The 14831-nt window shown below is 59.3% G+C and carries 11 protein-coding genes; 7 read left to right on the top strand and 4 right to left on the bottom strand.

The genetic code is table 11. From position 1 onward, the window contains the following. Positions 1-83: 83 nt before the first annotated feature. On the bottom strand, positions 84-1025 hold the full coding sequence (locus tag ASD07_RS00840) for an alpha/beta fold hydrolase (RefSeq protein WP_307142626.1): 942 nt from the start codon (positions 1023-1025) through the stop codon (positions 84-86). Positions 1026-1072: 47 nt separating this feature from the next. On the opposite strand from ASD07_RS00840, the gene ASD07_RS00835 reads away from it, so the two are divergent. Genes ASD07_RS00835 through ASD07_RS00820 form a run of 4 tightly spaced genes read left to right on the top strand, consistent with a single transcriptional unit; the run spans position 1073 to position 6378 of the window. Further along, positions 1073-4111, top strand: coding sequence for a sensor histidine kinase (locus tag ASD07_RS00835; protein ID WP_055923779.1), 3039 nt, complete (start codon positions 1073-1075; stop codon positions 4109-4111). Between the two features lie 33 nt (positions 4112-4144). Then, positions 4145-4780, top strand: a complete 636-nt coding sequence (locus ASD07_RS00830) for a response regulator transcription factor (RefSeq protein ID WP_055923776.1) — start codon at positions 4145-4147, stop codon at positions 4778-4780. Positions 4781-4792: 12 nt separating this feature from the next. Continuing rightward, complete coding sequence (locus ASD07_RS00825) at positions 4793-5584, top strand: SDR family NAD(P)-dependent oxidoreductase (RefSeq protein ID WP_055923774.1); 792 nt, start codon at positions 4793-4795, stop codon at positions 5582-5584. Between the two features lie 38 nt (positions 5585-5622). Further along, a complete protein-coding gene (locus ASD07_RS00820; RefSeq protein ID WP_162246520.1) occupies positions 5623-6378 on the top strand; it encodes a hypothetical protein in 756 nt (251 codons plus the stop codon). 49 nt (positions 6379-6427) lie between these two features. On the opposite strand, the gene ASD07_RS00815 is transcribed toward ASD07_RS00820, so the two are convergent. Then, positions 6428-6928, bottom strand: coding sequence for an arsenate reductase ArsC (locus ASD07_RS00815; protein ID WP_055923768.1), 501 nt, complete (start codon positions 6926-6928; stop codon positions 6428-6430). Between the two features lie 136 nt (positions 6929-7064). Between ASD07_RS00815 and ASD07_RS00810 the strand changes: the two genes are divergently transcribed. Then, on the top strand, positions 7065-9404 hold the full coding sequence (locus ASD07_RS00810; RefSeq protein WP_055923765.1) for a family 43 glycosylhydrolase: 2340 nt from the start codon (positions 7065-7067) through the stop codon (positions 9402-9404). Between the two features lie 198 nt (positions 9405-9602). Further along, positions 9603-10385, top strand: a complete 783-nt coding sequence (locus ASD07_RS00805) for a hypothetical protein (protein ID WP_057246715.1) — start codon at positions 9603-9605, stop codon at positions 10383-10385. Here the strand turns inward: ASD07_RS00805 and ASD07_RS00800 are convergent. Together ASD07_RS00800 and ASD07_RS00795 are read right to left on the bottom strand one after the other, a co-directional pair. Continuing rightward, positions 10361-10762 (bottom strand): hypothetical protein, encoded by a 402-nt coding sequence (locus tag ASD07_RS00800; RefSeq protein WP_156397798.1) that lies wholly within the window; start codon positions 10760-10762, stop codon positions 10361-10363. The genes ASD07_RS00805 and ASD07_RS00800 overlap by 25 nt on opposite strands. An 11-nt stretch (positions 10763-10773) precedes the next feature. After that, positions 10774-14049 carry a winged helix-turn-helix domain-containing protein gene (locus ASD07_RS00795; RefSeq protein ID WP_229207012.1) on the bottom strand — a complete coding sequence of 1092 codons (3276 nt, stop codon included), beginning with the start codon at positions 14047-14049 and terminating at the stop codon, positions 10774-10776. A gap of 212 nt (positions 14050-14261) precedes the next feature. Here ASD07_RS00795 and tssB point away from each other — a divergent pair, with 212 nt between their 5' ends. After that, on the top strand, positions 14262-14804 hold the full coding sequence (gene tssB, locus ASD07_RS00790; RefSeq protein WP_055923755.1) for a type VI secretion system contractile sheath small subunit: 543 nt from the start codon (positions 14262-14264) through the stop codon (positions 14802-14804). The last annotated feature ends 27 nt before the right edge of the window (positions 14805-14831 follow it).

The raw sequence follows: 14831 nt of genomic DNA, 5'->3' as shown, positions 1-14831 counted from the left end.
CGCGCTTGTGATTATATCCGTGGCGCGCAGCGCAGCACCCGTCTTTCAAGAGAAAAGAGGCGTGTGGAATCGTCAGATTCGCCTTACTTCAGGAACTGGACCAGCCTGGGGAGTACATCGGCTGTCGCTTCCTCCATCAGCCAGTGTCCGCTGTTCTTGATCACCACGCCTTCGACGTTGTTATCGACCAGGCGGGCCTGCTGTATCAGGAATTGACCCGATGCTTTTTCCCCGGTCAGCACCAGCATCGGCATGGTCAGCGGCGTTTTCATATAGGTCGCAAATTCTTCCGCGTCCTGGGCAAAAGCCCGGAAGACTTCGAAGCCCGCCGCCATATGGCCCGGTTGTGCGTATTCAGCAGCGTAGAATCTGCGATCAGCCTCGCTCAGAGATTTCGTTTTATCCGCCGCGAAATCGTTCCAGAAATGTTCGAAGTAAGTGCGTTCACGCCCTTTGACCAGGGCCAGCGGCGTCTCGCCATAAAAATGGAAATGCCACAAGTCGCGCAGTAGCCAGACGTCCTTCCAATTGCCCACACCAGGCAGGAAGGCATCCATCAAGGCAATCTTGCTGACCTCTTGCGGGTACTGCGCGGCATAGGCGTAAGCAACCATCAGGCCAATATCGTGCCCGACCACCTTGGCCGATTTGATGCCAAGGCTGACCGCCAGTGCGTGCACGTCCTGCGCCATGACCGATTTGGTATAGGGACCTTGCGGCAGGCCGGATTGCCCGAATCCGCGCAAGTCGGGAGCAATCACCAAATGCTCTTTCGATAGCTGGGCGATCAGCGGCAACCACATATGGCTGGACTGGGTGTAGCCATGCAGCAGGATCACCGGATCGCCTTTGCCGGCTGCCAGATAGTGGATGCGAACGCCATTTACGTCCGCAAAATTACTCTTGGGTGTTTGCGCGTGAGCGTGTCCGGCGACGCTGCAAAACAAGAGTAAGCCCATGTAAAGCAAATTGCCCATAGTTCGTAGCATGATGATCTCCAGTGGTTGAACCACCAGAATATCCATGCCTGTACAAGCGGCATACCCACTATCGGGTAGTTTGTTTCTATACAATGTTCGTCATTGCAAGAAAGTTCAGAAACGACAATACATTGCCGATCGCGCACGCTATGGAGAGTTCATTGCTGAGTTATAGAAGCTTGGTTTCGGTGCTGGTGCTTCTTTTTTGCTGCGCGTCGTCTCAAGCCCGCAGCTGGCCAGGGGCCCAGATCAACCTGCACCACACCAGCTGGACTGCGCGCGATGGCGCCCCGGCCATGGTCCTGTCGATGACCCAGTCGAAGGACGGCTGGCTGTGGCTTGGCGGCCCGGCCGGACTGCATCGCTTTGACGGAATCCGGTTTGAACAGTTCACACCGGCCAACACGCCCTTATTGACCAGGAACGTCAGCCTGGTCAACGCGTTCGTCGATGGCTCTTTATGGATAGGCTATCGCACCGGCGGCGCCGCAAGGATTGAACATGGACGCATCCGGAATTACAGCGAACCGGACGGCCTGCCGAAGCGCGCGGTATGGGGCATTGAGCAAGATGGCAACGGCCGGACATGGGCGGCGACCGCTCAGGGGATGTATTACCTGGAAAACGATCGTTGGCATGCGTCTCCCACTTCGTGGCGGCTCCCCGCTGATACGTACAAAACCCTGATGCGCGACCGGGATGGCGTATTGTGGGCGCAAGGCGATAGCGGAGTCTACTTCCTCCGGCCGGGCAATACGCATTTCGGCAAGGCTCCAATCGATAGCGGCACTGGCGTCCTGTTCAACCTGGCGGACGGCGCCGTAGTAAGTTGGAATGCCGCCCGCGCCCGTTTCAATCGTTTGTCAGGCCCTGGACAAGATAGTTATCCCTCGTTGTGGGAGCGCTTGGGCGACCCTACGAGCCTGCTAATTGACCACCGGGGGAACCTGTGGGTAGGACATAAGGACGGACTTGAATACCGTACGCGGGATCGGGCGTACCTGACTACGCCACCGCAAGGCCTGAGCGGCCCTGCCGTAGGTGCGATATTCGAGGATAGGGAGGGCAATGTATGGGCCGCCACGTCTACAGGAATCGATCGTTTCCGCGGCAGGCGCTTTGCAAGAATCGAAGTGCCTGAGTCGGCCATTGGCGCCGCCATCCTGGCCGACGACAACGGCGGTGCGTGGGTGGGCGGCTTTCACATTGCTGCAGGCGATGCTGGCGATCCGAGGATTACGCCGTTGTGGCCTGCCAGGCGTGAGGGCTGGGCGGATATGCTGACCAGCTTCACTCGTAGCAGCGATGGTACGTTGTGGGGCGCGTCATATGGCGCGCTGCGGCGTATCCAGGGTGCGGACAATCGCCGAATCGAACTGCCGGCCAGCATTGGCGAACGGGTAATAACAAGTGTGGCGGCTGACCGAAACGGAGAGTTGCTTGCGGCGATTCAGCAGATGGGCCTGTACCGCCTGGATTCCAGCGGCGGCTGGGGGAAAACCGGGGAAAATGGTGAAGTCAATGTAATGGCGCGCTCCGATGCCGCAGGCTTATGGCTTGGATACTTTCCGGGCCGCGTAGTGCACGCCGAGGATGGCAAATGGCAAAGCTACGGAGCAGCCGAGGGCCTTGCGATTGGACTGGTAATGTCGCTGCATTTGCATGGCAAGCACGTGTGGGCGGGCGGGGACAACGGACTAGCGCTGTTCGAGGCCGGCCGGTTCAAGCAGGTCAGCGGCATCAATGGCGAGTCCTTCGACGGCATTTCTGGCATAGTCGAAATGGAAAATGGCGATCTATGGCTGAATGCCACGGCAGGCCTGTTCCGGATTGCGGGTGGAGAGGTCGCCAAGGCGCGGCGGGAACCGGCATACCGCGTGCATTTCGAAAGGCTGGATCAGTCGGATGGGCTGGAGGGCAGTGCGCCGCGCATTACCCCATCGCCTTCGCTGGTGCTCTCGTCGGATTTGCGCTTGTGGATAGTCAGGTCGACCGGCTTGTTCCGGCTGGATCCGGAGGAACAACTGCCGCAATCGCCCGCCTTGCCCCCGATCATCAAGACAATCGGCGCTCCGGGTGAAGGCAAGGCCTTGCAGGGAGATGTTCAATTTGCACCAGGCGTGACGTCCTTGCAGGTCGACTACACCGTCCCTTTGCTGGCCATGCCGGAAAGGGTGCGGTTTCGTTATTGGCTGGATGGGGTGGATAAGGAATGGCAGGATGTCGGCACCCGTCGCAGTGCCTATTACAGCAACCTTGCGCCGGGTGATTATCAGTTCCGCCTTGCTGCCTCAGACTACAACGGCAAGTGGGGCGATCAGCACACGGTGGCACGCTTCACGATCGTCCCGACCATGGCGCAAACATGGTGGTTCAAGGTGCTATGCGTAGCGCTGCTTCTGTCAGGTGCCTACATTGCATATCGCTGGCATGTTAACCGCTTGGCCAGGCAAATGGCCTATCGCCTGCAGGCACGGATGCATGAGCGTGAGCGAATTGCCAGGGAGTTGCATGACACCTTGCTGCAATCGGTGCAAAGCTTGATCCTGCATATCCATGCAGCCGTTACGAAATTGCCGGCGAAAGATATTTTGCGGATCCAACTTGAGACTGCGTTACAGCAAGCAGACGACGTGGTGGATGAAGGCCGCGAACGGATTCGCGAGTTGCGGGGGGCGGATGACCACAGGCTCAGCTTCCCCGATGCGGTGCTGGCTGCAGCGGCCCGCTTGCGAGTTGGTGAAGCCGGCGCGATCCGGATGAAAATGAGTGGCGTGCTTCGCCTGATCGACGGTGCCATTTACCAAGACGTCCTGGCGATTGTGATCGAGGCCATCGCCAACGCCTACAGGCACGCCGGCGCAGGCCGGATCGAGGTCGAATTTCAATACGGTATGCGGGAATTCCGTTGCGTCGTACGCGATGACGGCGTAGGCATACCAGTGGAAGTGCTGAGCGAGGGCGGGCGCCAGGATCACTGGGGAATGCGTGGTATGGCTGAGCGTTCGGCCCGGATCGGCGCCAAGCTTACAGTACTAAGTAGTGCCGGCCATGGCACTCAGTGGCAGTTAACGCTGCCGGCGGCGCTGGCCTATACCCGAAAGGGTGATCAAAACGGCATTTTCAGGTGATACCCTCATGCAGGTGAAAAAAGGAGCGCTGTTATGGAAAGCGAACGCGGCAGGACGATCAGGATTCTGGTCGCAGACGATCACCCCCTGATGCGCAGCGGGATTGCTGCTGTGCTGTCCGCAGATCCGGCATTTTCGGTTGTAGCAGAAGCCGCCGACGGCGATGAAGCCATCGAACAGTACAAGCGCGTTCGCCCCGACATCACGCTGATGGACCTGCAGATGCCGCGCCGCGATGGGATAGAGGCAACTGCGGCGATCTGCAGCTTAGACGCGCAGGCACGCGTCATTGTCCTGAGTACATACGCCGGCAACGTGCAGGTAGCACGCGCCTTGAAAGCGGGCGCGAGCGGCTATATCCTGAAAAACCTGGCCCGGAGCGAATTAGGCAGCTATATAGCTGCCGTGCATGCGGGACAGCGACAGCTACCGCAGCAAGTCGCCTCCAGCCTGGCCAGCTGCTTCCAGCAGGATTCGCTGAGCAAGCGGGAGCTGGAAGTGTTGCGCCATGTCGCCGATGGCAATTCCAACCAGCGTGTTGGCCAGTGCCTGGGGGTGAGGGAAGACACCATCAAAGCGCATATGAAGACCATCCTGCAAAAACTTGATGCGCGCGATCGCACCCATGCGGTGACGATCGCCTTGCGTCGCGGCTATTGGGAAAACTAGAGGAGGAACACCATGGATCTGCAACTCGAAGGCAAGCTTGCATTGATTAGCGGTAGTACGGCAGGAATTGGCAATGCCATCGCATACGCCCTGGCGCAGGAAGGTGCGAATGTTATCGTCAACGGCAGGTCGCAGGCCGGGGTCGATGAGGCGGTGGAGCGCATGCGCTCCGAAACGCGTGGAACGGTCCTCGGCTTTGCTGGTGACCTGAGCCAGCCCGATGCCGCACAGGAAGTGGTGCGGCGCCATCCCGGCATCAGCATCCTGGTCAACAACCTTGGCATCTTTGAGGCGAAGGCCTTTGAGGACATTCCGGATGAGGATTGGCAGCGCTTCTTCGACATCAATGTCCTGAGCGGGGTGCGCCTTGCCCGCCTGGTGCTGCCGGATATGAAGCGGGCCAACTGGGGACGCATCATTTTCATCTCCAGCGAAAGCGGGATCCAGATCCCCACCGAGATGATCCACTACGGCATGACCAAGACGGCGCAACTAGCGGTGTCGCGCGGGCTGGCGGAATCGGTTGCGGGGACCGGCATCACGGTCAACAGTATCTTGCCCGGACCGACGAAGTCGCGCGGCGTCGGCGACTTCGTGGAAGGCATGGCGCGTTCCGCCGAAAAGAGTTTCGAGCAGGTGGAGGCGGAGTTCTTCGACCATGTGCGGCCTACGTCCTTGATCAAGCGCTTCGCCACGCCGCAGGAGGTGGCCTCGCTGGTCGCCTATGTGGCGAGCCCGCTTTCGTCGGCAACGACCGGCGCAGCATTGCGTGTCGATGGGGGTGTGGTCAAGAGTGCGTTCTGACGGGCAATCGTGTTGCCGTAAATATATGCTCGTGCATTATGATTGCGCAAGGCTGCACGGGGAGGCATTGCGCGATGCGCAGTGGCCGCGACGGGCGGATGGAACTTGAAAAACACGATAGGAAAGAAATGAAGAATTTGTTTTGCACGCTGCTCCTGGCCACCCTTGGTTGCGCCAGCGTTCACGCTGCCGATCTGGAACTGGATGACTGCGACGTCCTGCTTGGAAAGAAGTCCAATGCTGCCTACAAAAGCTGGATGAAAGAAAACCATAAGGAAGCTGAAAGCGGTAACCGCGACGCGATCCGCCTGCGCGCGGCGGAAGCGAACAATCGCCTGGCCTGTCATGAAGAAGTACTTACCGGAAGTTCCGGTTGGGGTGTGACGATGACTTCTGCGGACGGCAGCTCGGAATCGCAACTGCCACCCATCATCACCGACATCCGCAAGCATGCTGCCGCATGGCGCGCGCTGAACCAGGCAGTCAAGTACGGCCACCAGGCGGGCGCTTTCGATGTTGGTTACAAGGGTGCGGCCGCGCAACAGGTGATGCGTTATGCGGCCGAGCTGCCGGAGCAACTGGAAGGAGCTTATGCGGATGCGGCTGCGGTCTATGAATACGACTGCGTGCTGAAGCGCCAGTTCGGGCGGCGCGACCGCAATGCAGGCTGTGCTTCCGTCCGTTCCACAAAGGCGCGCCTGCTGCCGCTGGTCGCAGCTGAGCGACGCCAGGTGCTGGATGTATCCGCGCGCCAGTGGGCAGAACAATTGCCGGCCGTGCCAAAGAATCAGTAAGACCGTTGTTGTACGTAAGCCGAAGGCAGCCCGATGTGGCTGTCTTTTTTTAAAGTTGGACGCCGGCAATCCTCGCTATTTTGCGTTGCAGCGCCATTTCGTCCAATGCCTCCGCAGGGAGGTTGCGGAAGATCTCCAGCCGCGTCTTGATTTCGCGGCAGACCGTGAAGAACTCCTGGCGGATCCCATCCACCGGCCCTTGCCTGGCAGCCGGGTCGCGGAAGTTCCAGTTCGCCGATGCTGGCTGGCCCGGCCAGACCGGGCATGGTTCGCCCGCCGCCACGTCGCACATGGTGATCACGAAATCCATCTCCGGTGCGCCGGGCTCCGAAAATTCATCCAGGGATTTGCTGCGCAGGCCATTCAGCGAATCGTCGAGGGCCCTGATTTGTTCAACGGCGAACAGATTCAGCTTGCCGGCGGGCTGGCTGCCTGCGCTGAAGGCGCGGAAACGGCCGCCGCCAACGGCATTCAGCATTGCCTCTGCCATGATGCTGCGGGCAGTATTCTGTGTGCTGAGGAACAGCACGTTGTAGGTTCGGTTGCTCATGCAAATTGTCCAATCATAGCGAAGCAAGGTTACAGTTTCATGACATATTTGTTTCGCTATCAATGCAGAGGAAAAGGTCATTGGACACCCCGGTTCTTGCGCGCTAACTTGCGTAAAAACATAATTGGAGACGAACGTGACCAAACCCTTCTCGCTGTTATGGGCTGCCGCCGTATTGGCCTGCTCCATATTGTCCCTTGATGCAACGGCTGGTGTTCCCTATGCCCCGGTGGCTTTCCAGAACGCGTCGGTACATGATCCTTCCGTGATCAGGACTGGCGGCACCTACTATGTGTTCGGCTCCCACCTGGCATCGGCCAAATCTACGGACCTGATGAACTGGACACAAGTCACCAGTTCCGTCAGCGCGACCAATAAGCTGTTCCTGAACGGTTCCGGCAACGTGTTAACGGAACTGGCGGAGACCTTCAACTGGGCCCAAACGAATACCTTGTGGGCGCCGGACGTGATCCGGCTGGCAGATGGCCGGTACTATATGTATTACAACGCCTGCGAGGGTGATTCGCCACGCTCGGCGCTGGGTGTGGCGGTGGCTGACAAGATCGAGGGCCCTTATGTGAACAAGGGCATCATCCTGAAGTCGGGCATGTGGGGCCAGGCAAGCTACGACGGCACTGTTTACGACGCGCTCAAACATCCGAACACAGTCGATCCAAACGTGTTCTTCGATAATGGCGGCCGGCTGTGGATGGTGTACGGTTCCTACTCCGGCGGTATCTTCATCATGCAGATGAATCCAGCGGACGGCATGCCCCTGCCGGGGCAGGGTTATGGGAAGCGCCTGATGGGTGGTAATCACAGCCGAATCGAAGGCGCCTACGTGATGTACAGCCCTGCAACGCAGTACTACTACCTGTTCAGTTCATTTGGCGGGCTGGACGCCGCAGGTGGCTACAATATGCGCGTGGCACGCTCCACGAACCCGGATGGTCCTTATGTCGACGCCCAAGGGCTGAACATGGCGAACGTCAAGGCGGACCCGGCGAAGCCCCTGTTTGACGATGCCTCGATTTCCCCTTATGGCGTGAAAATCATGGGGAACTTCCTGTTTGAGCGAAGAATTGGTGACGCTGGGACCGGTGTCGGCACCGGCTATGTATCGGCCGGCCACAATTCGGCGTATTACGACGCGGCCACCCGCAAACATTTCCTGGTTTTCCATAGCCGTTTCCCGGAGCGCGGCGAGCAGCATGAGATTCGCGTGCACCAGATGTTCATGAACGCTGACGGATGGCCGGTGCTGGCGCCGTATCGCAATACCAACGAAACGCTGGCGCCTATACCGCGCGGGTTCGTCTTTGGCGACTATATGTTCGTCAACCATGGAAAGGACATTTCCGCCAGCATCAAGAAGTCGAAGCTGGTCACGCTTAATGCGAATGGCACGATCAGCGGGGCTGCATCGGGCACCTGGACGCTCCAGGGCGGCAACCAGGCCGAGATCAACCTGGCCGGCTCGCCGCCATTCAAAGGCGTCTTCCTGAACCAATGGGATGAGACTTCCAAGAGCTATACCGTGGCGTTCAGTGCGACGTCGCGCGACGGCGTGTCCATCATGGGCAGCCGCTTGCCGGCCCGCAGCGACATGCAGGTCGTGCAGGCGGTATACGGCGAACTCAGTCTGGGCAATACCAATGCGGTCACGGGAGATATCGCATTGCCGACCAGTGCCGCGCGCGATTCGGTCATCTCCTGGGCTTCTTCCAATCCTTCGGTGTTAAGCAGTACCGGACAGGTCAGCAGTCCTGCAAGCGACGTGAACGTAACACTTACGGCCACTATCACGAAGGGACACGCGCGCGTTGTCAAAACGTTCGCTGTCACAGTGCGCAAGCTGCGCGGCATGCTTGCGCACTACACGTTTGACGGCAACCTGGGCGATTCGACCGGAACTTTCGGCGCGGGCACAGTCGTCGCTAGCAAAATCGATGTTGCCGGTGGCAGCCTGATTTACGAAGCGGGCATGAAAGGAAGTGCTGCCGTCTTCAACGGAGCAACCGGCGTGCGCTTGCCGGATGGGCTCATATCGAATAACGCCTACACGGTGGCGATGTGGCTCAAGCCTGCGCAGCTGGCTGCTTTCTCGACCACTTTCTTTGGCGCCCGCAATGCCGAGTCGTGGATCAGCTTCCTGCCGAAAGGCCATGACTTTGCCGGCGGGGCGAGCATGCTGTGGTCCGGGACCGCCTGGTATGACGCGGGGCTGGGGATGAACATCCCCGTCGGGCAATGGTCGCACGTGGCATTCACGGTCAAGAATGGGGCTGTCAGCGTGTATGTCAACGGGACGAAGCGCTTCAGCGGGGCGAACTTCCCGAATGTGTTTACGACAAACACAGGCGTGTTTGCGCTGGGCGTCAACTGGTGGGATACGCCGTATAAGGGCTCAATGGATGACTTGCGCATTTACGGTACGGCGTTAAGCGATTCGGAAGTCGCAAGCATTGCGCGCTGATTTTTTGCAGGTACAACGAATGCCCGGCTTTGGCCACCTTCCCAAGCCGCTTTGATTTTTATCAAACCATCGCTGAAAGGCGAAGAACGCAACAATTTTCAGCCGTAAGATCGTCGTAAGGCAATAAGCAGGGCGCCTGGTTAGAGTAGCTGCAGCACGCCGCAAGTGCAATTCGATCACTCCTGACTGGGAACGGAAATGAACGCACGATTGATGCAGCCACTGCAAGAGAATGGAGTCGCCCTGTCAAACGATGACCTCTGGCGCGAGGTTGAACAGTTGCTGGCCAGCCCGACCTTCGCGAAAGCGCCCCGCATGTGCCGCCTGCTGACTTTCCTGCTTGAGAAGAAGCTGGGTGGACATGAGCACGAGATCAACGAATATGCGATCGGTTTGGACCTATTCGATCGCGATGCGAGCACATACGATACAACGCTCGATCCGCAAGTGCGGGTGCAGATCGGGCGCCTGCGAACTCGGCTGGCAACCTACTATGCGGCCACGGAGCATGCGGCGGCGATCCATATTTCGATCCCGATGGGGAGCTACGTTCCTGTCATCTCGCATTCCGGAGCGGTGCCGAAGCTCCTGCGCTACAAGCGAATCCAGCTTGCTCCGTTACGAAACCTGACCGGCCCCGGTGCAAGCAGCAATTTTGTTTGCGGACTTGACGAGGAACTCGGCTCCAGGTTGTTCCAGTCGCTTGGCAATGGTGTGCAATTCAGCGCCGCCGGCACGATGTGCGAAGCCGGCAATGCCAGCCAGGCTCCGAGGCTGGAAGGGAGCGTACGCGTGGAAGACAAGCATGTGCGTGCTTCAATCAGGCTGGTGGAGCCTGTGGCCGGCAGCATCGCCTGGCTTTCGCAATTTGATCGCTGCGGCGAGCTCTGCATGTCATTACAGGAGGAGCTGGCCGCGGCGATCTGTGACGAACTACGGCACTATCTCGCCGACTATCAAGGCGGGATGTTAGCTTCCTGAGGGTCTTCCTTGAACCTGGCCTCAGTCACCGAATTGTAGAAGTGTATGTAGTAATTGAACACTTCGGAATGGTTGCCGTGGTCATTGTAGGTGGCGATCGACAAGCCGTAAGCTCCGTTCTCAAACGGCAGCGACTCGGCATTTTCAGGCTTGGGCGAGATTTTGGTAATGGTCCAGCCATTTACCGATGCATCGTCGTCCAGCACGAAGTTGCATATTGTCGGGCGGTTGATCTGCATGTCGCACCGGTCGGACCGATCGTGGAATATGCCGGAAACCGGTTCGGTGTATGTGTACGTTGCATTGGCATCGTTCTCGATACCAAAGATACTGACAACGATGAGTCGTTGAACAGTTGGTCTGTCAATTGGCTGCATGTATTTCCCTTCTAATGGCTAGAAACAAATTGGAAGTACGAACTATCACGGTAGCCTATCTCTTTAAGTTGTTTTGCTCCTTTCTGGAAGATGACTTGATTCTGCAAGCATGCATTCACCCGCACCCATGGATCAAGGATTTGATGGTTCATTGACTCTGCCGCTTCACCTGCGATCAGTTCGCGGATGTGCGAACAAGTCGCAACCGAAGCCTGTGTGTTTTTCTGCTGTTGCTGGAGCGAAGCCTGCAGCTGCAAGGCTTCGATCAATGCCAGCCTGCCATTGAGGTTCGACGGATTGCTGGCGTAAATCGCCTCGAGGTTCGCGACCGAACGTTTGACTTCCTCTTCCGCCGCGGTCGCCTTGCCACTGGCAAACAGCAGCGTCGCGAGCCGTGTGCGCGCGGTGGCTTCGCGGCGCTTCCAGTCCGAATTCCTGGGGTCGAGAGCCAGGATTGCCTGCAACCGGCGGTGTGAGTCCGCTACCTTGGGCAGCAATCCATCGGGCGGGGAATGGCGTGCGGTGATGCGCAGCAGTTCGAGGTCCAGGCTCGCCAGCTCCACTTGCCAGGCGCGGTTGTTCGGATCCTGCGCCGTCACCTGCATGAGCAGGCTCCTTGCTTCCTCATAATCGCGCAGGGCTTCCTTATCCATGCCAAGCGCCAGGCCGATGCTGGCACGGTGCTGGAGGGCCAAGGCATGCCTGTGCACCCACATGGTCTCGCTCGGGAAGCGTTCACGCAACCGGGTGATCAATTGCATCTCCTGCGCATACAGGCGTTGCGCTTCCTGCAGCTCGCCCGAGGCTTCCTTGGCCGAAGCCAGCCAGGAGTAGCTGCTCGCCAGCTCGACGACGATCGGGTACAGGTCTGGTCTGATGGCCAATACCTTGCGTTTCAGCTCAATTGATTCCACAAATTCAGGAACCGCCAATGCTGGCTTGCCGCGTTTGAAGGCCAGGTTACCGAGATTATTGTGGGCATACGACTGCTCGATCAGCCATTCGGTATTTTGCGGCTCGATCTGGTGCAGCATGTCGGAATAGGTGAGATAGTCCCGCCACGCTTCTCCCGCCGCTTGCCAGTCGTTGCGGTCCTTGTGCATCTGGCCGACCCAGTAGGCGTTGGCTCCCAGGCTCTTGAGCACCTGGATGTCCTTGGGCGCAGCCTGGTGCTGGCGTGTCAGGATCACATTGGCCTGGTTTAGCGCATCAATGGCTACTTTGGAATCGCCGCGCGAACGGCCAACCTCGCCGATTACCTGCAAGCCCTTGGCACGCAAGGTAAGGGCATTGGGGCTCAGGTCCTCGCCATCCGAGCCGCGCAGGTATTGCATTGCCTTGCCGCTGACGCTTTCCAGCAAGTCCAGGCGGCCCAGCGGACGCAGCTTGTCGGCAAAGTCGCCGAGCATGAAGTCCATCAGGCTTTCCGCCTCGTTGCGGCGCAGCTCCGCCGAACGTTTGGCGGCCATGGCGCTGAGTCCAAGGCCCGTGGCCAGTAGAGCCAGGGCGACAATTGCCGACATCGCCAGCACGCGGAGGCGCTCGCGCTGGCGTGCACGCTGGTGCGACGCGCGAATCAGCTCCGACTCATTTTCGGACAGCGAGAGCACGCCGGCGTGCTGCAGGTCGCGTGCTTCATCCAGCAGTTTTCCGTGCGGGAGCAGCAAGTCGGCTGGCCGCCCTTCGTCGCGCCAGCGTGTCGCCTGCTGCGCCAGGCGGCCGCGCGTGCGCAGGGCAACACGGTGCGCCGCTATCCAGTCGGTCATGCGCGGCCAGCGGCGCAGGATGGCGTCGTGCGCGATACCGAAGACTGGATTGCCGTCGGCCAGGTCGCTGACGAACAGGCGCGCTTCGACCAGCGCGCGCACCGCTTCCTGCGCGGCTGTGCTGCGCAGCGCCGACCACGGGGCACGCTGGCTGGTCGCAGTGTCGCCGTCGAGCGAGAGCACAATCAGCAGCGACATGATGTGCGGGATGGTCGCGCGCTGGGCGTCGTCGAGCTCCAGTACCACCTGTTCGGCGCGCTGGCCGATTGCACCCTCAAGATCGCCCAGCTGGTGGAAGGCCTCGAAGCTGAGCACTCCTTGCTCCGTGCGCAGGCGGTACAGCTCCTGCAGGCAATACTGCAGCAGGGGCAGGGCGTCCGGACTGTCTGTCGCGCTCTCGCATAACACGTCGTCGAGCCGCGCATTGGTCAACGGGTCGATACCGAAACTGAGTTTGGCCGCCGCCGCCGGCCGGCGGATGATTTGCGCGATGTCGCTGAAGCCAGGGGCGCCAAGGTCGAAGTGGCCGCCGTGCCGCTTGCCTTCGGTTAGCAAGGCGTATTTGGCGATGCTGGGATAGAAGTCGTTACGGCAGGCGATCACCAGGAGTGCGGCATGGCTGCGTGCCAGTTGCCCCAGCACCGACAGGAAGGCGCGGCGCTCAGTCTCGGCGATGCGGCCTTCGTTGAAAAAGGCTTCGAAGCGGTCGATGAAAATGGCGAATCGCAGTCGCTTGTGGAGCTGGGAGTGCGCTTCGAGCGCAGCTTCCATTCCTGCTATCACCGAGTCGCAGGACTGCTGCAGCCGGATGCCCAAGGAAATAGCGTTCTCGCCAGGGAAGGCGCAGTCCTCGCCCCACTGCAGGTCGAGCAGGGCGCCGGCCAGGCCGGTGAACAGGGTTTGCTCGCCCAGTTCCACCAGGTCGAAGCCAGTCGCAGCCAATACGCCGACTTCGTGACCTGATGCCAGGTCCGATAAGGCTGGAAGCAGGCCGGCCTGGATCAGCGACGTCTTGCCAACGCCGCTGGGGCCGAGCACCATCGTCAGGGAAAAACCGTGCCTGGCCTGTTCCATCACTGTTTCAAGCAGGTTGCGGGTTGCTTCGTCGCGGCCGAAGAAGACATCCGCATGTGCTTCGTCGAAGGCCATCAGGCCACGGAACGGCGAACCAGCTTGCCAGCTCCTGGCGCCTACCGATTCAAAGTCGATCGGGGCCACCGCGCGATAGCCGCGCATGCGGATGGTCTCGATGTATTCGGGGGATTTTGCATCGTCGCCGAGCAGGCGCCGCAACTGAGCGACGTTCTTGTGCAGGGAGCTGTCGCTGTTGACGACGTTGCCCCAGCACTGCTCCAGCAATTCTTCTGCGCTGACCACCGCGCCGCGTGCATTGCACAAAGCAAGCAATACATCCATCGTGCGCGGCTCCATCTGGCGCTTGCCTTGCGTGCCCTCAATCGAGTTGGTGGATGGGTCGATCAGCCATGCACCAAAGCGGAAGGGGCTTCTTGTTCCTTTCAATCCTGCTGCTGCAACACTAGCGTCGGGCATGTCGGAAGATCGCTGGAGGGACGAAGCCGCATGCTAACACGATTGCCCTCAAAAGTTGCGACGCAGAATTGGGCCAATATCGCTTGATACTGCGCTGATACTTGTGTTACGCGAGCGCGCAGTCCTAATCTCAAAACCGAAACACCCGGTTTGTCCCCTATAACATTTCCAGTGAGGGCGTGATGTCAGACAGCTTGCAAAAATGGGTGGGACGGAACCGTCCCCCGCGCGTGCAAATTACCTACGATGTGGAAATCGGCGACGCGGTCGAGAAGAAGGAACTGCCTTTAGTGGTGGGCTTGCTGGCCGATCTGTCGGGCCAGCCACTGGTGCCGTTGCCGAAGCTGAAGCAGCGCCGCCTGGTGGAAATCGACCGCGACAACTTCAAGGAAGTGATGGCGAAGATTGCCCCGCGCCTCGACCTGTCGGTGCCGGACACCTACAAGAAAGACGGCAACCTGAAGATCGAATTGAAGTTCAGCGAGATCGATCATTTCCATCCGGAGTCCATTGCACAACAAGTGCCACGCCTGGCGAAGCTGCTGGTGGTGCGCCAGCAATTACGCGACCTGCTCGGCAAACTCGATGGCAACGATGAACTGGATACGCTGCTCGAGAAGATTGTCGAAAACACGGAAGAACTGAAGGCGCTGAAGGCCGAAAGCGGTGCTGCTTCCGCGGGCGAACCTGCAGCGGAAGAAAAAGCCGAAGAAGTCCAGTCCTGATAGCGCCAGCGCGCTGTTTTCCCTACC

The sequence above is a fragment of the Duganella sp. Root336D2 genome, assembly GCF_001425005.1.
Classification (GTDB): Bacteria; Pseudomonadota; Gammaproteobacteria; order Burkholderiales; family Burkholderiaceae_D; genus Rugamonas.
Note: the sequence above shows the minus strand (reverse complement) of the source record. Positions and strands in the feature narration are given on the sequence as shown.